This is a genomic window from Longimicrobiales bacterium, from assembly GCA_028823235.1.
In the GTDB taxonomy this organism is placed as follows: domain Bacteria; phylum Gemmatimonadota; class Gemmatimonadetes; order Longimicrobiales; family Gaopeijiaceae; genus UBA2589.
In genome coordinates, this window is the sequence record JAPKBW010000005.1 from 102418 (window position 1) to 122965 (window position 20548).

Below are 20548 nucleotides of genomic sequence, written 5' to 3' on the forward strand. Positions count from 1 at the left end.
ATCAATGCCCGCGGAAATCGGGGTCCCGCTTCTCGAGAAAGGCACGCCGCCCTTCGAGGTAATCCTCGGTTTCAAAGGCCTCTTGGGCCTCGTCTCGCTCCGTGTCTCTGACCGGCCGCCGCTCTAGGACCCGGCGAACGAATTTCTTGTGCCAGCGATTCACCAACGGCGCGCCCGTTGCGATGCGAGCGACGAGGCCATATCCGTGCTCGACGACGGCAGCATCAGGATGAACGCGGTTCACCAGACCGCATTGCTGAGCCCGTTCCGCGTTGATGAGATCTCCGGTCAGGAGGATCTCGAGGACGGGAGCCGCTCCGAGGAGTCTCACGAGTGGCTCGAGTTCCTCGTGAGACATCGTGAGCCCGAGGCGATTGATCGGGGCACCAAAAAGGCTGGACTCACCGCAAACGCGAAGATCACAACATGCCGCGATTTCAAGGCCTCCTCCGACGCACAATCCTTCGATGAGCGCGACGGTGGGGTGCCTGCACACCCGAATCGCATACATGGCAGCGGCGATTGCGTCCGAGTAGATCCGTACATCCTCCGGAGTTGAACGCTGTGTATCAAAAGCCCGGATGTCAGAACCGGCCGAAAACGCCCTCCCTCCAGTGCCCCGAACCGCAATGCACCGCACCTCGTCAATCGCCGAGATCTCACGAAAAGCGGCGGCCACAGCTACCCAACCGTCGACGTCAAGAACATTGTGCCGTTCCGGACCATCGAACCGAACGGTCGCGATCGGCGTGTCGACCTCGACGTGAACGAGAGCACTCATCGGTAAAACAGCTCGACCAGCGCCAGCGGGACGATCGGGACGTAGGTGACCAGAAGCAGCATCGCGACGAGTACCGCTACAAAGTACACGTTCACCTTGCTCACCTCCCAGATATCCGCCTTCGCGACCGAACACGCGGTCACAAGAACCGAAGCGACCGGTGGGGTCTGCTGACCAATGCCAAGATTGAGCGTCACGATGAGTCCAAAGTGTACGGGATCGATGCCCGCGGCCTGCACCAGCGGCATCACTATCGGTACTACTAGGATTATCGCTGCGGCCGAGTGAAGAAAGAGTCCGATTACCAGGAAGAAGCCGTTGAGGAGCAACAGAATCGCCCACCGCTCCTGCGTGAACGCCATTATACCCTGCGCGACAGCCTGCGGAACGCGCACTTCGGTCAGGTAATCTCCCAGGAGCGCTGAAGCCGCAACGAGCAGCATGACCACCGCCGTCTGTTGACCACCTTCGAGCATGGCGCGCCGCAGCAGCGGCCAGTCGAGCTCGCGGTACACAAGACCTCCAATTCCGATGCTGGCCACCACTGCCAGACCAGCGCCCTCGGTTGCGGTCACCCAGCCGGAAAAAATCCCACCAAGGATGATGACCGGGAGCAGGAGGGCCCACCCTGCATCTTTGAACGTGTCCCATACCCGCTGAAGCTCGAACGCCTGCTCCCGGGGAAAGTCATGCTTCCGCGCTAGACCGTAGGCGACCAGCATCATGAGTCCACCACCTAGGACACCGGGAACGATTCCCGCAACGAATAGTTCCACGATCGAGGTCCCGGACATCACCCCATAGATGATCATCGGGATCGACGGAGGGATGATGACGGCGAGCGTGGCAGACGACGAAGTCACTGCCGCAGCGAATGCGCGAGAATATCCTTTCTTCTCCATCGCAGGGATCAGAATCGAACCCAGCGCCGCGACGTCGGCGACAGCTGACCCAGAAATTTCAGCAAAGAAAAGTGACGCACTGATCGTCACCATTGCGAGTCCGCCTCGAATGAAGCCAACCATGGCAGAGGCGAACGCGATGAGGCGACGACTGATCCCCGACGCGTTCATGATGGCGCCTGCCAGGATGAAGAGCGGGATCGCGATGAGCGGGAACGACGTCGCACCGTCGAACATCACAAGAGCCGCGTTGGGCAGGGATCCAACTCCGCCTGGACCGGTCAGCATCGCGACGATCGCGACGACCCCTAGAGAGACGGCAATCGGCACTCCGATCAGGACGAGTGCGAAGAGGAGAAGTCCGATCGCGAGAAGGCTCATCGTGCGCCCTCCTCTTCCTCTGCAGTCGGGTCCGTGTGAGCCAGCGCCTCCTCCGGGGAGTCCGCATCAGGCCCCGCAAGCACCTCGGGTAGAGAGAGGAGCTGAGCGATGATGAATAGAATCGCTCCGATCGGGATTACCGACTGAACAAGAGAGGCAGGAACAGCCGGCAGTGACACGAGTGTGGTGCCCCCGAGCACGGAGAGCACTCTCAGGCCGGCCCAAGCCAGAACACCGAAAAAGGCGATAGTGCAGAACTCACCGACGAGGACCAACGCGGTCCGCGCCTTGCCCGAAAGGCGATCCACCAGAGTCGGCATGCCGATATGGGCCCTGTGCAGCGCAGCCAGTGCCGCTCCGTAGTACGTGAGCCACGCGAGCAGAATAGACGCTATCTCGTCATACCAGATGAGAGATGCGCCAGCCTTCCGGAAGACGATTCCGACCACGACGACCACGGCCAGAGTGATCATCAAGGCGAGCACAACGTACTCGAGCCCCGTTTGGAGCCCCGACCGAATGCGACTCCTCAGCGTGAGCCCGCCTGCATCGCGCGTTCGACTCGAGCTTCACCACCCTCGACCGCAGCGGCATACTCGTCGTACATCGAAGCACTGGCCTCAAGGAACGCACCCTGCGGTGGATCATTCACCGCGACACCTGCCTCCCTGATCTGATCGAGCAGCTCGGAGTCGAGCCGTGCAGCAGTCTCATGTACGAACGTCTGCGAGGCTCGCGCCTCTTCTTCTAGAATCGCGCGAATCTCAGGTGGCAGGCCATCCCAGCGAGCAGGAGACGTCACGACATAAGCCGGTGTATACACGTGGCCAGTGAGGGACAGGTACTCCTGCACCTCGTACAGTTTCGAACCCCAGATCTGTGCTAGCGGATTCTCCTGCCCATCGATAACACCGGTCTGCAGCCCGATGAACACCTCGGAAAGCGCCATAGGTGTGGGGTTCGCACCTAGCGCTTGGAAGAGCTTCAGGCGCCATACGCCGCTCGGGGTCCGAAGCTTCACACCGTCCAGATCGGCCGGCGTCTCGATTGGCTGCCTGTTGTTGGTCACATGGCGGAAGCCGTTCTCCCAGATCGAAATGATCCGGTACCCGGCAGCCTCCGCGAGCGGGACGAGATCAGGCCAGACGACATCCTCTTCAATCGCCCGCATGTGGGCCCGGTCGCGCACGAGATAGGGCATTTCAAACAGGCCAAATTCGTCGACCTGTGACGACATGATCGTCGAGGGCAATGCGAAATCGACGGTACCGAGCTTGATCTTCTGCAAGAGAAGTTCGTCCCCACCAAGCTGACTCGAGCCGTAAGTGATGACCTCCCAACCTTCGGGGAGTCTCTCGTTGGCACGGCGCGCGAACTCGTCGGCAGAAAGCGCGAAGAGAGAGCCAGGCTCGCCAACGTGCCCGAACTTCAGCTCTCGCGGAGTTGTCGCGTCCTGGGCACATCCTGTAGTGACCAGCATGGCGGTAAGAGCGAGTGCGGACAATCGGAAGGAGACTTGAGATCTCGTATTCATGATGCTTCCTCGGCAAGGACCGCCATGGCGGCTGCGACACCGCCCGCAGTATGAGGGATTCCAGCAAGTCCGAGTCCCATTTCAACACCAGCGAGTGTGCCCATCAGAGCCAAGGCATTCAGATCACCGAGATGTCCGATCCGGAATACACGCCCTTTCCATTCCCCTAGTCCGGTACCCAAAGACATGTCGAAACGCTCGAGGATGAGCGCGCGCAGAGCATCAGCGTCATGTCCGTCCGGCATGATGACAGCCGTGGCAGCCTGGCTCGCCTCGGACGCTACTGTGGATACAGTGTCGAAGCCCCATGTCGCAACAGCCGCCCGGACGGCTGAGCCGAAGCGCCGATGCCGGGCGAATACGTTGTCCATTCCCTCTTCGCGCAGCATCGCGAAGGCTTCCTCCAGTCCATAGAGGAGGTTCGTCGCCGGGGTATAGGGAAACGAGCCCTTGGCATTGGCTGCCCGTTGGTCATCCCAGTCCCAGTACGATCGCGGGATTGTGGCCGACTCATGCGCCGCTATCGCCCTTGGGCCAGCCGCCATCACTGCCAGGCCGGGCGGGAGCGTGAGTCCCTTCTGCGAACCCGACACGGTGACATCGAGGCCCCACTCGTCGTGACGAAGATCGGTCACCGCGAGGGAGGACACAGCATCAATGAAGAGAAGCGCCGGGTGCCCGGATGCCTGCATCGCTGCTGCGATCGCCTTGATGTTGGTGGTGACTCCGGTCGACGTCTCGTTGTGAACGATCATGACGGCCTTTATCGCTTGATTGCCGTCGTCGGACAGCAACTTCGTCACCGCGTCCGGGGTGACGCCCTGACGTCCGTCCCACGATTGAAGTCTCACGTCCAACCCGAACCGGACCGCCACTTGAGCCCAACTTTGAGCGAAGAAACCCTGCTCGAAGGCGACCACCGTATCCCCGGAGGAGAGCGTGTTCACGATAGCAGCTTCCCAGGCGCCACTCCCCGATGCCGGATAGATGAAGACATCGTCGGTCGTGCCGCAAATCCACCGCAGATCTGCGAGCAATCGATGCGTGAGGGCCTCGAACTCCGGCCCCCGATGATCGATGGTAGGCTTGGACATCGCCCGAAGAACACGCTCGGGTGTATTCGTCGGGCCGGGAAGCTGAAGAAAGTGTCGACCGCTTTGGTAGCTCAAAGTGGTTCTCGTTCGGGTGCGACGGGAGGCGACAAACCATAGATTGGCGCCACGGGGAAGGGGCCAACATAAGTGCTCCGGGACCCCCAGACACCCGCTTAACCCCTGATTCGCTTGAGAGTCTTATAGAATGGCTGATGCGAAGGTAGCTCCGGGAGATCCAGCGCTGGAGCGCGCCCTGAGGACGGCGATCAAAGGGGACGTTTCCTTCGACGCGTTCACCCGGGGCCTCTACTCGACCGACGCCTCTCACTATCAGATCGAGCCTCTCGGAGTTGTCTTTCCCGAGACCACCGCGGATGTGCAGGCGATCCTCGAAATCGCTCGGGAACGGGACGTTCCCGTTCTCCCGAGAGGTGGGGGGACATCGCAATGCGGACAGACTATCGGCCGGGCGGTCATTCTCGACACAAGTCGCCATCTGAGGCACATCAGTGATCTCGAGTTCATGCAGCTCGGCCCCGACCGAGGCGACAACCCCCAGCACATCTGTGTCGAACCAGGCATCACGCTCGATACTCTGAACCAGTCCCTTGAGGCTACAGGCCTCTGGTTTCCAGTGGATCCGTCGACCGGCAGCCGGGCCACCCTCGGTGGAATGGCCGGCAACAACAGTGCGGGGGCACGCTCGCTTCAGTACGGGATGATGGTCGACAACGTCTCGGCGGTCGAGGTCATACTCGCTGACGGTCGAACATTTTGGGTCGGAGAAGGCGGGACCGAAGGCTCCGACATGCCGAGTGAGCTCGCAGTACTTCGCGCGCTGCATACGAGAGAGGCCAAAGAGATCGCGGCACGGGCGCCCCGCACCATGCGGAACGTCGCCGGCTACAATCTCGAAAGGCTGGACCCAGCAGCAGAAAATATCGCCCGCCTCCTCATCGGCTCGGAGGGAACGCTTGGCTTCTTCTCAGAGCTACGCCTGCGACTCGCGAAACAACCGACAGCCCGCGTGTTGGGAATCTGTCATTTTCCCACGCTGGTCACTGCCCTAGATGCCGTCCAACATCTGGTCCAGATCGAGCCGAGCGCCGTCGAGCTGGTCGACAGCAACGTACTCCGACTCGCTGCTGAGCGGCCGGAGTTTCGCGATACCATGTCCACGTTCGTGCGGGGCGAGCCCGGCGCCCTGCTCCTCGTGGAGTTCGCGACGACGGAGGAGGGAGCGGAGTCGACATTTCTGATACCGAAGCTCACCGAGCTGGCTACCCTTTTGGGCGATCTCGGCTTCCCCGACAGCGTCGAGTCCGCAATCACGCCCGAAGGTCAGGGCGCTGTCTGGGCACTCCGAAAAGCCGGCCTCAATATCGTCATGTCGATGGCAGGGCCGAGGAAGCCCATCTCCTTCATCGAGGACTGCGCGGTGCCCTTGGAGCACCTAGCTGCATACGCGGAGCAGGTGAGTGAGATTTTCGCTCGTCATGACACAGACGGGACCTGGTACGCCCATGCCTCGGTCGGATGTCTACACGTACGCCCGGCATTGAACCTCAGGGATCCTGATGACGTGGCCCTCGTGCGACAGATCGCCAACGAGACACACGAAGTCGTCCGCACATTCGGAGGGACCCACTCGGGCGAGCACGGAGACGGCATCCTGCGCTCTGAATTTTTGGAGACGATGCTCGGCCGGCGCATGACCGAGGCCTTCAGGGAAGTGAAAGAGACGTTCGACCCCAACGGGATGATGAACCCTGGCAAGATCGTGGATCCGCCCAGAATGGATGACCGATCGCTCTTCCGTTATCCGCCCGGGTACGCTGCGAAGGAGCTGCCTGTCGTCCTCGACTGGTCAGCGAAGGGGGGGCTTCTTTCCGCGGTCGAAAGCTGCAACAACAACGGTGCGTGCCGAAAATTCGAAGCCGGTGTCATGTGTCCGTCTTTTCGCGCGACGCGCGACGAGCGACACAGCACCAGAGGCAGAGCGAATGCGCTGCGCCTCGCACTGACGAACCAGCTTGGGCCGGAAGGACTCGACTCGCCCGAGATGGCCGAGGCCATGTCGCTCTGCATCTCGTGCAAAGGGTGCAAGCGAGAGTGTCCAACCGGCGTCGATATGGCCCGTATGAAGCTCGAGTGGCAGCACCGCCGGAACGCGCGCGTCGGGATCTCGGCCAGGGATCGCGCGCTGGCATCCCTGCCTCGACTCGCACCGCGCATTCACCGCCTAGGGCCGCTTCTCAACCTTGGAGGACGTGGCCCGTTCAAGCGCCTGGTAGGGCTGGCCGCAAAGCGACCGCTACCCAGGTGGCACAGACGGCCATGGCTGGACGGTGAACTGGGCAGCGGCGAAAAGGTCCACGCAGGCGAGGCCGGGCACACACCCGACGTCGCCGTGTTCGTCGACACTTTTTCGCGCTGGTTTGAGCCGGAGATTCCTAGAGCCGCCTCAGCCGTTCTTGAGGCGGGTTGCTTCAAGGCTACAACTCTAAAGGCCCCTGAGGGCGAGCGACCGCTCTGCTGTGGCCGCACGTACCTCAGCAGCGGGATGCTCGACGAGGCTCGCATCGAAGGCGAACGCCTTCTCGCGGCGGCGCTTCCTTTGGCCGAAGCCGGCGTGCCCATCGTGGGGCTCGAGCCTTCGTGCCTCTACACGCTCCGCGACGAAATTCCGGCACTGATTCCGGGCGCAGCTTCGGACGCAGTCGCCGCAAAAGCAGGATTGCTCGAGGAATTCCTCTCAGAGCAGTGGAGCGCAGGACGAGAGCTGCCACTCGGCGAGAGCACTGAATCCGACATAGCCTTGGTCCACGGGCACTGTCACCAGAAAGCGTTCGGCGGCACTGCAGCCACGATCACGATGCTCGAAAAGATCCCGGGCCTCGATGTACGGAAATTGGACACCGGTTGCTGTGGTATGGCCGGGGCATTCGGCTATCACGCGGAGCATTACGACATGTCGATGCAGATGGGCAGGGAGGGCTTGTTCGGGGAGCTCGACCGCTGGACAGACCACGCCCGGCTCGTCGCGGACGGAACGAGTTGTCGTGCCCAGATCGCGGACGGGACGACCCGCACCGCGGATCACATAGCAGTCGTGCTCGCCGAAGCGCTCGTATCGAGTGATCAGGACTAAGCCCCGTACGATCCGAAGATGAAATCGCCCAGCGACTCGACATCGTCACTCCGGTACAACTCTCGGCAGTGGGCCAGCAGATCATCCCCGGTAACCTCCGCCCATTCCCCCGTGCTCCGCACTCATAGAAGCACCTCGGTCAGCACGTCTAGGACGGCATCGAGTTCACCCATAGTCTTCTCACCCATGTGCCCGATCCGAAACGTCGATGGCTTCAGCTTGCCATAGCCCCCGCCAACGAGCCACCCGCGTTCTACGACGCCACGAGTCACATCAGGGCCAGTGACTCCTTCCGGCGTGCGGATCGTGCTGACCGCAGGCGACCGAAAGGCTGCCGGCGCGACCATCTCGAGACCGACGCCCGCAGTTCTCATCTTGTCGACCCAGGCCGAGGTAGCGTCCGCCATCTCGACATGGCGCGCCCAGCGTGCTGCCATCCCTTCGCTGATCATGCGCGTCAATTGTACCTTGAGCGCATAGAGCACTGAGATGGCAGGCGTCGTAGGTGACTGGTCTTTCCCATGATTTGCGGCGAACAACTCCAGATCGAAGTAGTAGCCACGGTTCGGAGCAACCGCAGCGCGCGCCATCATCCTCTCCGAGGCGACCCCGAAGGAAAGCCCTGGCGGCAATGCGAATGCCTTCTGCGATCCGGTCAGCAGGAAGTCGATACCCCACTCATCCGGTCGGAGCTCAGCCGCACCGAAGCTGGACACGGAGTCGACTAAGACGAGGGTATCGTCGAAGTCACGGACCACTTCCGTCAACGCACGCACGTCGTTGAGCACTCCAGTCGATGTCTCCGAGTGCGCCATGGTCACGGCATCGTAGGATTCGGATTCGAGCGCCGTTCGCACCTGTTCGGGATCGTGCGCCTCCCCCCACGGCACCTCAACGACGCCTACCTCCAAGCCACACGCCCGCGCAATATCCGCAAACCGCTGACTAAACGCTCCGTTCACAAGTGACAGGATCCGGGTCCGTCCGGCATTTCGGACCGCTGCTTCCATGAGTCCAGTCGCCGACGATGTCGAAATGAAGACCGGCCGTTCGGTAACGAAAACAGTCTCCAGTCCCGCCTGAAGGGCACGCATGAAGGCCCGACTCTCGGGCCCTCGGTGGCTCACCATCGGAAGCGTCTGTGCCTGCAGCACGTCTGGATGGACTTCGGTCGGGCCGGGAAGAAAAAAGCGTCCGTACGGTCGTTCGGCGGATCCTGTTGTGGTCTGGCCCAAGTGAGTTTCTCCGGGAGCTTGAGCGATCCCGGAGCCTGATGTCAGGGGGATGCTCCGAGGAACCCCGGAAGTCTAGCAAAAAGTTAGATGTTTCCCAGTGGCGCTCAGTCCCGCCAGGCATCCTTCCAGCGCGTGTAGTGCACAGCCACTACGCCAGCCTTCTCGAGCACGTCGAGCCCCGTAGTGGTCCGATACTTTTCACGGAAGAACACGTGGGAGACGTTCGCCTGAACCATGAGTTTCGCGCACATCACGCAAGGACTCGCCGTAATGAAAGCGACTTTGTCACGGAGTTGACCAGGGGACTTCACGAGGGCGTTCATTTCGGAGTGAATGCAACCACACTTTCCGGCCTCCTCGGAATCACACTGGTTCGGAAAGCCCTTGGCGTTTCCGTTGTAGCCGATCGCCACGACGTTCTCAAGATGCTCGTCGGTAATGACCGTGCCGACCTGAAGTCGCGCACACGTGGAACGCTTCGCCAGCTCTTCGGCCATACGCATGTATACCTCGAACAGAGGCGGCCGATCGATCGTCGATTCGACGTCCACCCCGGCCTCTTGGACCATCAGATTCAGTGGATGTCGATTCTCCGCCACACAATCTTTGGGTATCAACGGTCCTCGCGGGTCTTGCGTGGGATTCCGAAGCTCAGCGCCAACGAAGACCCTGAGCGAACACCTTGGCCTGAAGATACTCCACCGGAGCCCAAGCGTCGGTGAGTGGACGGCCTCCAGACTTGATCGTGGTTTGCCCCCAATCCAGCTCAGGCAGGACTGTGAGGTCGTTCGAAGCCACGACAATGAGATTCTGCGTCGCACCGGGGTCGAGTGCCTCATCGGTCAGGTACAGACGCACGTCGACGAAGGCCTCGTCGAGCGTCGCCCGGAACCGGCTCAGAAATTCCGTGCCCGGGCCCTCCAGCGGCGAGAGGACGTTCGCCATGAAGACACCATCCGGGCTGAGCTCAGCAGACATCGCCTGGAGCGCCTCGCTAGTGACCATGGTCCACGGAACGGTGAGCAGATGATCGAAGACGTCGAGATAGACTAGGCCGTACCCGCCCTCACTCCTACGCAGAAAGACCCGTGCATCTTCGTGTACGACACGTATGCCCTCTGAGACTTCGCCGTACGCGAAGTAGGTGCTGGCAAGTTCGGTCACCGCCGGGTCGATCTCGATGACGTCGACCTTGAGCCGATGATCCCGACTACGAAGAGCGACTGGGAGGGTGAGTGCGGCCCCACCGAGCACCAGCGCTTTGTCTGGGTAAAGAGCCGCTGCATCGAGCAGCAACAGGCTGGCCTGAGCGTAGACATGCGCCGGCGTGCCATCATCATACTCCGCTGACGATGAGCCTCCATTTTGCCAGAGCTCCCGGACGATCTGACCGTCCCCCCAGGGTCTCTCCGTCACGACGACCGAGCTGTATAGCGTCTGCTCGGCGAACAGCGTGTCGGGGGGTGACCCTCCCATCGCGCCCAGGACCGGCATCGCCAACGCCGCGAGTAGAAGTGTCGGGTTCTCCGAGCTACCCAACAGGTGTGCAGTATATAGCGACATGAGGACCAGCGAGCCTGACGTGACGCCGAGAAGCACCGTGAGGGGCATCGCTGGGAGCAATACGAAACCCGTCAGGAATGAGCCGAGAATCGACCCGGCTGTCGCGGCCGCGCTCAGGTCACCGGCCCGTCGACCCACGGCGTCGAGACTCTCCGTGTCTGCCTGAACGAGATACGGCACGACCATGCCAAGGCACAGCACCGATGGGGCGAAAAGCACCAGGGCGCTCGCGACCGCGCCCGGAATGAATCCAAGTAGGTCCCGCGCAACCCACGGTAGCCCTGCCCCAATGATCGGCAGGATCCCCGTAAGGCCAGCTACAACCAGCACTCGGGAAAGTGGGATACGACCCACATCGGCCATACGACCACCCAGATGGCTGCCCACTGCCAACGCCGCGAGGATGACACCGATGACTGCGGTCCAGGGCACGACCGATAGCCCAAACACGGGTGCGATCAGTCGGGCTCCAGCGATCTCGATCGTGAGAACGGCGAAGCCCGACCCGAAGGCGATCGCAAAACTGCCGTAACGCTGCGTCATTGCAGCCCGTATTGGAGGTTCAGTGCTGCGGAGCCGACCGAAGCGACGTGACGAAGATCAGGCCGCGGTCCTGACGATGTCCAGCAGCTCGGTAAGAGTGGTCTTCCCCCGGTCCTTCGCATACCAGCGTCGGATCACCTTGTATCGCTCCGGCGACGGTATCGAAAGTCCTTCGCCCATGGCCCAAGACTGGATCTCGCCCGGTCGCGGACCCCACCACCCAACTTCGTTGAAGTGTTCGTCATATACGATGACGATGGGAATCGACCGGCTGTGTCCGTTCGTCAGATGGGAATCCATCAGATCGAGGTTGTCGTCCCGTCCGAGCACTCGCATGTCCCAACCAGCCTCGGCTGCCAACCTGGCTGCCACGGGCAGCGTGTTCACCGCATCACCGCACCAGTCCTCGGAAAGCGCTGCGAGGTGCCAACCACCGGGCACCAGACGAGCAGCTTGAAGAACGTCCTCGGGGAGGCGTACGCGCTCGGACACTGCATGCCACAGCTCACGGTTCTCGACCACGGTTTCAAGATAACCGTCGAAGGTCAGAGCTCCGTCAAACCTCTCTCTATTCAATGCATTCACCTCATCCGCCGTAGGCCCGACCCACTGACTGAGAGCGCCAGAGCATCGGGATCATGAATATCACTCCTCATCTACCGAATCCGAACGGGTTCCAACGACGCGACCCACACACCACCCGACGGTTATTGGCGGCGGAGACCAGCCTCCCTCCCGGAAATCGAATGAACGAACAGCGAGACCAGACCGAGAAGCGCGTCGTCCACGCGCTCGATTCCACGAACGCAGCCTCCCATATCATGTCTGTGAACTTCGATGAAGACCGGTAGGTCGTCGTCGAAGCAACACGGGGAAAAGTCTCAGAGAAACGCCTGGTCGACATGATCGACAAGAACTGATCGAGGGACCTTGTGGTCGCGTCGGCCGCCGTGACCGGCGTTGGACGGGCTGGGCCCTTCACTCGAATTCGGCAACTCCCAGGAGATGCGCAGCTCTGGCGAAGGAGCTGGATGACCTCGCAGCACGAAAAGACAGATTGCTGGCCGCGGAAAAGAAGACTTTAACACTGATCGAATCAGGAGTTGGATTCAGAGATCGGTGCGTATGACCAACCCCGCCGGGTCGTGCATCAACGGGCGACTCGTAGAGACGGCAATACGAAGGGCTGATACCTCCGCCAATCTCCCTAGGCCGGCTGGTTGGCCTTCTTCGCCGCCTTCCTCCGCTGATTCGGATCGAGGACACGCTTCCGAAGCCGAATACCATCTGGCGTCACCTCGATCAACTCGTCGTCCTGGATGAACTCCAGGGCGAGTTCCATCGTCATCTGGCGGGGCGGCTCCAGCTTGATGTTTTCGTCGGATGACGTGGTCCTCATGTTCGTGAGCTTCTTTTCCTTGCTCACGTTCACATCCATATCGTCAGCACGTGCGTTCTCTCCAACGATCATTCCGCAGTAACAGTCTACCCCGGGCTTCACGAAGAGCGTGGCGCGCTCCTGAAGGCCAAAGAGTCCAAAGCCCACGGCTTTCCCGTGGCGATCGGCGACCAGCACGCCGCGCGACCGCCCCCGCAGTGGGCCAGCCCATGCACCCCACTCCTGGAAATTGTGATGCAAAATGCCTTCGCCACGCGTGTCGGTCATGAACTCTGATCGGTAGCCGAAGAGCCCACGAGCTGGAATCCTGAAGCGCAGGCGGGTCGTACCCGAGTCACCCATCGGCTTCATTTCCGTCATCGCGCCTTTCCGTGGGCCGAGCTTCTCAATGACGATCCCCACCATCTCCGACGGGACTTCAATGACCGCCTGCTCATAGGGCTCCTGAAGGCCGTCCTCGCCCTTCCGCGTGATCACCCTGGGTCGCGATACCTGAAACTCGAACCCCTCCCGACGCATCGTCTCCATGAGGATGGTCAGGTGAAGCTCCCCACGACCACTGACGGTGAAGGTGTCGGGCAGCTCTGTCCCTTCAACGCGCAGAGACACATTCCGCTCGAGTTCTTTAAACAGCCGCTCTCGCACCTGACGAGTTGTGACGAACTTTCCGACCTGGCCCGCGAACGGTGAATTGTTGACCGTGAAGTCGACGGAAAGTGTCGGCTCTTCGACGGCGATACCCCGCAGTCGCTCACGGTGCTCAGGGTCCGTGATCGTCTTGCCGATCTCGATCCCGTCGAGGCCCGCCATGGCCACGATGTCGCCTGCAGCCGCCTCCTCGACTTCGATCCTGTCGAGTCCCTGGAAGGTGTAGAGCTTCGACACCTTCGAACGCTCAGCAGCAGAGAGGTCCTCGACCATTCCTTCGTCGCCGAGGTCCAGCAGCGTCACGGTATCACCCACGCGCACCATACCACGCTCGATGCGCCCAATGGCGATGCGGCCAACGTAGGGAGAAAAGTCCAGCGTCGAGACGAGCATCTGGAACGTGCCGTCCTGATCGACATCCGGTGGCGAAAAGTACGACACGATCTTGTCGAATAGCGGGCCCAGATCTCCACCTGTCGCTTCCGGGTCCTCAGACGCCCAACCATCCCGCCCGACCGCGTAGAGGAACGGGGCGTCGAGCTGCGCATCCGTCGCTTCCAGATCCATAAACAGCTCGAGCACTTCGTCGTGCACTTCGTGGGGCCGGGCGTCGTGCCGGTCGACCTTGTTGATGACCACCAGCGGGAGGATGCCGAGATCGAGTGCCTTCCGCGTAACGAACCTCGTTTGCGGCATCGGACCCTCGGCGGCATCGACCAACAGAACAACTCCGTCGACCATTCGCAGCACCCGTTCGACCTCGCCACCAAAGTCGGCGTGTCCAGGGGTGTCGACGATATTGATCTTCGTGTCTTTCCAGTGCACCGCCGTGTTCTTGGCGAGGATGGTGATTCCGCGCTCTTTCTCGAGTGGATTGGAGTCCATCACCCGCTCTTCGACCTGCTGGTTTTCACGGAATACGCCGGCCTGACCGAACATCTGGTCTACCAGTGTGGTTTTTCCGTGATCGACGTGCGCGATGATCGCGATGTTGCGAATTGGCATTGGAATATCTGAAAACGCCGGCGTGGGCGCAGGGTTCAATAGACAGCCGTTAAAGCTAACGGAGCGGCGTCAGCCGCTGAACCCGGAGAGGGTGCCGGGACCTGTCCTGTCCGCCGGCCCTAGACGCACGTTTGGCGCCCTGCGACTTCCTACGCACCACCCATGAACGGGATCGAGCGCTTGAGACCCTTCCATGTCTTCTGGAAATCCTCACGAGCTGGATCACCTGCGCTGGGACGACGGAACGCCTCGACAAGGAACGCCATCAAGATGCCCAGCATTGCACCGAGGACGATGCCCAGTGCTGCAGTGAGCACTCGCCCACGCGGATCGTGCCGCGGCGGGAGAAATGGTACTTGAAGGACCGTAATCACCGGCGTGTCGCGCACTTCAGAGATTCGCGCCTGCTCATACGCCTGGATGAGTGTCGCCAAAACCGACGACCGACGGGTCACTTCGCGCATGAGCGCCCCGTGTTGGAACTGGAGCAGCGGAGAATTCTGCCACTGCCGATTCGACTCAAGAAACGCACGCTGAGCGTCCTCCGTAACCTTGAGGGTACCCTCTGCTTCCCTCATCCGCCCCTCGATGAACGTCCGCTCGGACTCGGCGGTCGAGCGACGCGTCTCCTGATTGAAGCGAGCCACCTCGGCGAGAAGCGCTTCGGCGATTGCCTTCGAGAGGTCAGGCCACTCGCTGGTGACGGAGACAGTTACCGTACCGGTTTCACGGCCGGTGGAAACGGAGAGGGCTTCTCCCCTCAACCACTCAAGGGTCTCTTCGTCACGGATCGCCTCGGTATCTGCTTCGATTTCAAGAAGGTCCTTGAGCATCACCGGGCCATGGCCTTCGACCGGATACGGTTCGTTGGCGGCTCGGGCCAAAAGCTCCCGAGAAGTAAGAATCTCCTGGTAGAACGCGGGACTCGCTTCGTTCCCACCGGAAGAACCGGGCACATTTACGCCAAACTGCGACGCGAGCGCCATCATCTGTGAGCCGGAACCGCCCTCCGAGGCCTGTGACCGGAAGGAGGCCGCTGTCGTGAACTGCAGGGGCCGGGACTGCGCCACCGCGATCGCAGCCAACGTCACGAGGAGCGTCGTCCAGATGATGATTCCCCGACGGCGGAGCAGAACTGTCAACACCTCCCAGAGGGAGATTTCGTCGTCGACCGGGCGTCGCGGCGCCGTCGAAGGCGATGTGGCGGGACTCAGATCAGTCATCGATTGTATAGCTCGGAGACGGACTGGAAAGACGCGTCGTCCATCCATCGGACGGCACGGAGTATCGCCGTCGCAAAACCATGCAGCAACCCGGATATCCGCCCCACCATGTCCTTCGTACGCGGATCCTCGAGGAGGGTTCGTCGGTATCCTTCCGCTTCAAGCCATCTGACTGAACAGGAGTCCTCGCGTGCTGATCACCCCACGACCGTCCGCCTCTGCACTCGTGCGCCTCATCCGTAGCGGGTCCTCCGCGCTCGTGGTCGCCGTACTCTCCTCCGCTCCGGCAGTCGTCAGCGCGCAGGTCGCAGCCGCGGAGTACACGGAGGAAGCGCAGGCCCTTCTCGCGAACTCGGCCGTCGCATCTGCTCTTCAGCTAGCGGAAGATCACGATGACTGGGCGCTCCAACGCCTGATCGAACTGACTGAGATCCCAGCCCCGCCGTTCATGGAGATGCTTCGTGGCGAGCGGTTCGCCGAGCTCCTTCTCGAGACGGGCGCGGACTCGGTCTGGACGGATGCCGAGGGCAACGTGATCGGCCTTCGTCGGGGCCGGACTGGTGACCGAACGATCGGGTTCGGGGGTCACCTCGACACCGTCTTCCCGGAAGGGACCGATGTCACGGTACGTCAGGTCGGGGACACGATATTCGCTCCCGGTGTCGGTGACGACACACGAGGGCTCGTGGTCGTCCTGTCGGTCCTCCGGGCGCTAGAGGAAGCGGCGGTTGAAACGGCAGACGATGTCTTGTTCGTCGGGGTGGTCGGCGAGGAGGGGCTCGGCGACCTGAGAGGAATGAAATACCTCTACCGAGACGGCGGTTTGCAGCCTGACGTTTGGATCGAAATCGACGGAGGTGGCCTTGGTCGTCTCGTATCCATGGGACTCGGCTCGGTCCGGTACCGCGTGACCTTCGCCGGCCCCGGCGGGCACTCGTGGGGTGCTTTCGGCACGGCCAATCCCGCACACGCGATGAGTCGGGCGGTTCGCTACTTCCAGGATGTCGCAGAAGAACTCACTCGCTCCGGCCCGAAGACCAGCTACAACGTCGGCCGGATCGGGGGAGGCACCTCGGTCAATTCGGTCCCCTTCGAATCGTGGATGGAGGTCGACATGCGCTCAGAGAGCCCCGCGAGCTTGAGCCGTATCGAAGACGCCTTCCTGGCTGCCATGGACCGGGGCGTTCTTGAAGAGAACGACCTTCGCCGCGAGGGCGAAGCGCTGGAGGTCATCAAGGACAGGATCGGAGATCGCCCGTCTGGAGAACTCGACCCCTCCCTTCCCATCATCCAGAGAGCACTTGCTACCACGGCAGCATTCGGAATTGAGGGGACACTCGCTCGCTCGTCGACCGACTCGAACGTGCCGATCGCACTCGGGATTCCGGCAATCACGCTGGGTCGCGGCGGCGACGGATCGAACGGTCACGCTCCGAACGAGTTCTGGGTGAACCGCGAAGCCTACCTGGCAGTGCAGCGTGCGCTGCTGCTCGTCGTTGCGGAAGCCGGCTTCGCCGGACCGATCAGCTGACGCTCAGTCGCCCAGAACCCATGCACAGATGAGGGGCGCCACGATCGCGGCATCCGAGTTGATCTCAAAAGACGGGGTCGACGGCTCGAGCTTTCCCCACGTGATCTTCTCGTTCGCCGGGGCACCCGAGTAGCCCCCGTATGAAGGCTGGGCATCGGTGATCTGGCAGAAGTAACCCCAGCAGGGCACGTCACGACGCAGGTCCTGGGTAATGCTCGGCACCGCACAGATAGCGAAGTCCCCGGCGATACCGCCGCCGATCTGGAAGAAACCAACCGATGGGTGCGCCCCACCCCCGTGGCTCGCTTCATACCACTCGATGAGCGACTGAAACTGCTCCGTGCCCGATTTGGCGCACGAATGATCCGGGAGTTCCCCCTTTATCACATTCGAAGTGAAAATGTTGCCTGTGGTTGAGTCCTCCCATCCGGGCGAATAAACGGGGATCCCAGCTTCCTTCGCTGCGAGCATCCATGAATTCGCCGGGTCGATCTGATAGTGCTCCGCGAGCGACGGATCGTCGAGCACCTCGAAGAGGAACTCGGACGGCATCTTTCGTTCACCGGAAGCAGCGGCGCGTTTCCAGCAGTCCAGTAGGCGCCCTGCAAGATGGCGCATGACCGTCTCAGGGATGCAGGTGTCTGTTACCCGGTTCATACCGCGCTCAAGCAGTGCCTGCTCGTCGTCTGCCGACAGATCCCGCCACGACGGAATGATCTCATAGTCCCGATTCGCGACGAGATTGAATACGTCTTCTTCCAGATTGGCACCGGTGCACGAGATGGCGTGCACCCGGCCCGCCCGGATCATGCGAGCGAGGGTGATTCCAAATTCTCCTGTCGACATCGCACCGGCCATCGCGACCAGCATCTTGCCTCCGGCATTCACGTGCGATTCGTATGCCTTAGCCGCATCCACGACTTCACGCGCATTGAAATGGAGATAGTTCGTCTCCATGAAGTCACGGATCGCGCCCATCGGTCCCCCAGCGTGGTCGGGTTTTGAGAAGGCAAAAGTCTACCCAACTGCGGAAGGAGCGTCGACCGCAACGCGATATGCCTCTCGCGGTCCACGGCGATACACTTACGAGGTGAACACTCCAACAAACAAAGACGGCATCCGAGTCCGGAACGACAACTCCGTTGTTCGTGTGACGATCGATCGACCCGCCCAGCACAACGCACTTGGCGCGGCACAGGTCGACCGACTTCGTAGCGTTTTCGACGAGATCGAGAATGATCCGTCCGCGCGGGCGCTCGTCCTGACCGGCGCAGGAACAAAAACCTTCTCGTCGGGAGCCTCACTCGACGAGATGACCGACGGGACGATGACTGGCGAGCACTTCGATACGCTTACTGGCCGGCTCGCAAGGCTGCGCGTCCCCACGGTCGCCGCCCTAAGTGGCAGCGTATACGGGGGCGGGGCCGAACTGGCCCTATGCTGCGACTTCCGCGTCGGCGTACAGGGCATGGAACTCAGAGTGCCCGCGGCGAAGCTCGGAGTGTGCTACCCCGTTGGCGGACTGACGCGATACGTCCAGCGATTAGGGCTGCACGCCGCGAGTCGAATCCTGCTCGCAGCCGAGCTTCTGGACGGAGACGAGCTGCTGCGAATCGGGTTCCTGACCGCACTCGTGGAACCCGAGCAACTCGTGGGTTCGGTCGACGCACTTGCGGCCCGACTGGCATCACTCGCACCCTTGGCGGTGCAAACGATGAAGAAAATATTGATCGAGATTGCGGCCGGATCACTCGATCCCGTCGAAGCTCAGCGCGGCATCGATGAGTGCAACCGCTCCAAGCATCTAGCGGAAGGACTCCAGGCATGGCGAGAGAAGCGGGACCCGGATTTCCGATGAAGGAAATCACGGAAACCAAAACGCTCTTCGCAGAACACAACGAAACGTCGACACCTTCATTCCCGCTAGCGGCCTTTCAGTAATACGCGGCCGGGACGCTCTCCGGTGAACGCCCCATCCTGGACGACTGCGACACCATTCACGAAGACATACACCATCCCCTCTGAGTAATGGTGGGGATCCGTGTACTCGGCCACGTCACGGACGGATGCGAGATCGAAGACGACGACATCCGCGGCGGCACCAGCGCGCAATACTCCGCGGTCGGTCATTCCAAACACCGACGCGGGGAGACCTGTCATACTCCGGATTGCCTGTGGTAAGCCGACCGTCCCCTTCTCGTTCACATAGAGTCGAATCTTGCGAGCGAAGGCCCCGTATGTCCGCGGGTGAGGGACGCCTTCTCCTTTCGGCACGAGGCCCCCGTCGGATGACGTCATGGTCCAGGGCTGCTGCATAAGCGTCTCTACATCATCGACATGCATGTTGAACGACACGATGCTCACGCTGCCTCGCTTGATCAGATCGACCGCCGTCGCGATGGGATCTTGGCCGCGTTCAGCAGCGAGGTCGCTCAAGAGTCGGCCCTCTATCGACGGGTCCGGCAGGTAGCGCCGGAACTGAATGCGATCGGCGCCTCCTCGTCGCTCGAGTCCTTCGACCATCCCTTCCCGAATCCGCGACATGATGGCCGGATCAGCCATACGTGCCATGAGCGAATCGCGGCCGCCCGCCTGCGACCATCGGGGGAGCAGGGCCGCCTCGAGGCCGGTCGCAGAAGCCATGTATGGATACTGGTCAGCGAACACCTGCACGCCCTCGGTGCGCGCGCTCTCGACGCGCTGAACGATCGCTGCCCCGTATCCCCAGACGAACGGACCGAGGGCTTTCACATGCGTGAGCACGGCAGGAATTTTTGCGACCCTGCCGACATTGATCACCTCGTCGACCGCAGCGATCAGGCCTACGCTGTAGGTGGACTCGTCCCGGTAGTGACTCGTGTAGGCGCCGCCGAAGGGGGCCACTTCCTTGCCGAGTTCCTCAATCTCTTCAGGGGGCGCATAACTCCCCGGCACATAGAACGTCCCCGACGAAAGCCCCCACGCCCCTTCTGACATGCCGGCACGAACAAGTCCCCTCATGGCATCGAGTTCGGAAGTGGACGCATGCCGATCTGCTGTCCCGATGACGGCACGCCTTACCGACCCATGCGGGACGAGCTGCGCGACGTTGAGCCCCAAGCCGTCGCGAAGGAGCTCGCCACGCTGCTCTGCGAGGTCCACCGCGCCTCCCCCATCCGGGTTGATGAATACGGTCGTCAGGCCCATCGCCAGGAGCGGCTCGCCGTGACTGAGCCCCGATGAGGCGAGCCCTGGGCCGGAGTGCGAGTGCACGTCAATGAACCCCGGCGCCACATATAGTCCGGCCGCGTCGATCACCCGGTCGGCTTCGACCTCTCCAAGATGGCCAACCGCTACGACGCGGTCCCCTTGAATGAGGACGTCTCCGTAGATCCAGGGATTTCCCGACCCGTCAAGGAGGCGGCCGCCTCGGATCAGGACGGACGATTCCTGTGCGGGAATCGTGCCAGGCACCAGAAGACATCCGATTACGAACAGCAGAACGTTGCGGAGCGTCATGTCGCTTCCTTGCGAAGACGTATCACTTTGATAGCACGAAAATAGGGTCGACCCACATCG

The 20548-nt window shown here is 61.6% G+C and carries 16 protein-coding genes; 3 read left to right on the forward strand and 13 right to left on the reverse strand.

The window, feature by feature from the left end; translation table 11 throughout:
• Nucleotide 1: 1 nt before the first annotated feature.
• The 5 genes from OSA81_04290 to OSA81_04310 are packed head-to-tail and all read right to left on the reverse strand — an operon-like array spanning nucleotide 2 to nucleotide 4767.
• Nucleotides 2-781 (reverse strand): enoyl-CoA hydratase-related protein, encoded by a 780-nt coding sequence (locus OSA81_04290; GenBank protein ID MDE0898214.1) that lies wholly within the window; start codon nucleotides 779-781, stop codon nucleotides 2-4.
• On the reverse strand, nucleotides 778-2064 hold the full coding sequence (locus tag OSA81_04295) for a TRAP transporter large permease (protein MDE0898215.1): 1287 nt from the start codon (nucleotides 2062-2064) through the stop codon (nucleotides 778-780). Before OSA81_04295 ends, OSA81_04290 begins: the two co-directional genes overlap by 4 nt.
• Nucleotides 2061-2537: a TRAP transporter small permease subunit gene (locus tag OSA81_04300; protein ID MDE0898216.1), complete on the reverse strand. Its 477-nt coding sequence runs from the start codon at nucleotides 2535-2537 to the stop codon at nucleotides 2061-2063. The genes OSA81_04295 and OSA81_04300 overlap by 4 nt, the downstream gene beginning before the upstream one ends.
• Before the next feature lie 56 nt (nucleotides 2538-2593).
• Entirely contained in the window at nucleotides 2594-3598 is a 1005-nt protein-coding gene (locus tag OSA81_04305; GenBank protein MDE0898217.1) for a TRAP transporter substrate-binding protein, read from the reverse strand.
• Nucleotides 3595-4767 carry an aminotransferase class V-fold PLP-dependent enzyme gene (locus OSA81_04310; GenBank protein ID MDE0898218.1) on the reverse strand — a complete coding sequence of 391 codons (1173 nt, stop codon included), beginning with the start codon at nucleotides 4765-4767 and terminating at the stop codon, nucleotides 3595-3597. The genes OSA81_04305 and OSA81_04310 overlap by 4 nt, the downstream gene beginning before the upstream one ends.
• A 130-nt stretch (nucleotides 4768-4897) precedes the next feature.
• Between OSA81_04310 and OSA81_04315 the strand changes: the two genes are divergently transcribed.
• Entirely contained in the window at nucleotides 4898-7843 is a 2946-nt protein-coding gene (locus tag OSA81_04315) for an FAD-binding protein (GenBank protein ID MDE0898219.1), read from the forward strand.
• Between the two features lie 122 nt (nucleotides 7844-7965).
• Here the strand turns inward: OSA81_04315 and OSA81_04320 are convergent, their stop codons facing one another.
• The 6 genes from OSA81_04320 to OSA81_04345 form a co-directional block, all read right to left on the reverse strand.
• Nucleotides 7966-9078, reverse strand: coding sequence for an alanine--glyoxylate aminotransferase family protein (locus OSA81_04320; GenBank protein ID MDE0898220.1), 1113 nt, complete (start codon nucleotides 9076-9078; stop codon nucleotides 7966-7968).
• A gap of 104 nt (nucleotides 9079-9182) precedes the next feature.
• Nucleotides 9183-9695 (reverse strand): deaminase, encoded by a 513-nt coding sequence (locus OSA81_04325; GenBank protein ID MDE0898221.1) that lies wholly within the window; start codon nucleotides 9693-9695, stop codon nucleotides 9183-9185.
• A 34-nt stretch (nucleotides 9696-9729) separates the two neighbouring features.
• On the reverse strand, nucleotides 9730-11184 hold the full coding sequence (locus OSA81_04330) for a fused MFS/spermidine synthase (protein MDE0898222.1): 1455 nt from the start codon (nucleotides 11182-11184) through the stop codon (nucleotides 9730-9732).
• A 57-nt stretch (nucleotides 11185-11241) separates the two neighbouring features.
• Nucleotides 11242-11760: a thioredoxin family protein gene (locus OSA81_04335; protein ID MDE0898223.1), complete on the reverse strand. Its 519-nt coding sequence runs from the start codon at nucleotides 11758-11760 to the stop codon at nucleotides 11242-11244.
• Between the two features lie 631 nt (nucleotides 11761-12391).
• Nucleotides 12392-14236, reverse strand: a complete 1845-nt coding sequence (typA, locus tag OSA81_04340; protein MDE0898224.1) for a translational GTPase TypA — start codon at nucleotides 14234-14236, stop codon at nucleotides 12392-12394.
• A gap of 149 nt (nucleotides 14237-14385) precedes the next feature.
• Nucleotides 14386-15459 carry a Wzz/FepE/Etk N-terminal domain-containing protein gene (locus OSA81_04345; protein MDE0898225.1) on the reverse strand — a complete coding sequence of 358 codons (1074 nt, stop codon included), beginning with the start codon at nucleotides 15457-15459 and terminating at the stop codon, nucleotides 14386-14388.
• A 190-nt stretch (nucleotides 15460-15649) separates the two neighbouring features.
• Here OSA81_04345 and OSA81_04350 point away from each other — a divergent pair, with 190 nt between their 5' ends.
• Entirely contained in the window at nucleotides 15650-16990 is a 1341-nt protein-coding gene (locus OSA81_04350) for a M20/M25/M40 family metallo-hydrolase (protein ID MDE0898226.1), read from the forward strand.
• Between the two features lie 3 nt (nucleotides 16991-16993).
• On the opposite strand, the gene OSA81_04355 is transcribed toward OSA81_04350, so the two are convergent.
• A complete protein-coding gene (locus OSA81_04355; protein ID MDE0898227.1) occupies nucleotides 16994-17968 on the reverse strand; it encodes a deoxyhypusine synthase family protein in 975 nt (324 codons plus the stop codon).
• A 112-nt stretch (nucleotides 17969-18080) separates the two neighbouring features.
• Here OSA81_04355 and OSA81_04360 point away from each other — a divergent pair, with 112 nt between their 5' ends.
• Nucleotides 18081-18848, forward strand: a complete 768-nt coding sequence (locus OSA81_04360; GenBank protein ID MDE0898228.1) for an enoyl-CoA hydratase/isomerase family protein — start codon at nucleotides 18081-18083, stop codon at nucleotides 18846-18848.
• Nucleotides 18849-18913: 65 nt separating this feature from the next.
• Here the strand turns inward: OSA81_04360 and OSA81_04365 are convergent, their stop codons facing one another.
• Entirely contained in the window at nucleotides 18914-20488 is a 1575-nt protein-coding gene (locus OSA81_04365; protein MDE0898229.1) for an amidohydrolase family protein, read from the reverse strand.
• Nucleotides 20489-20548: the final 60 nt, after the last annotated feature.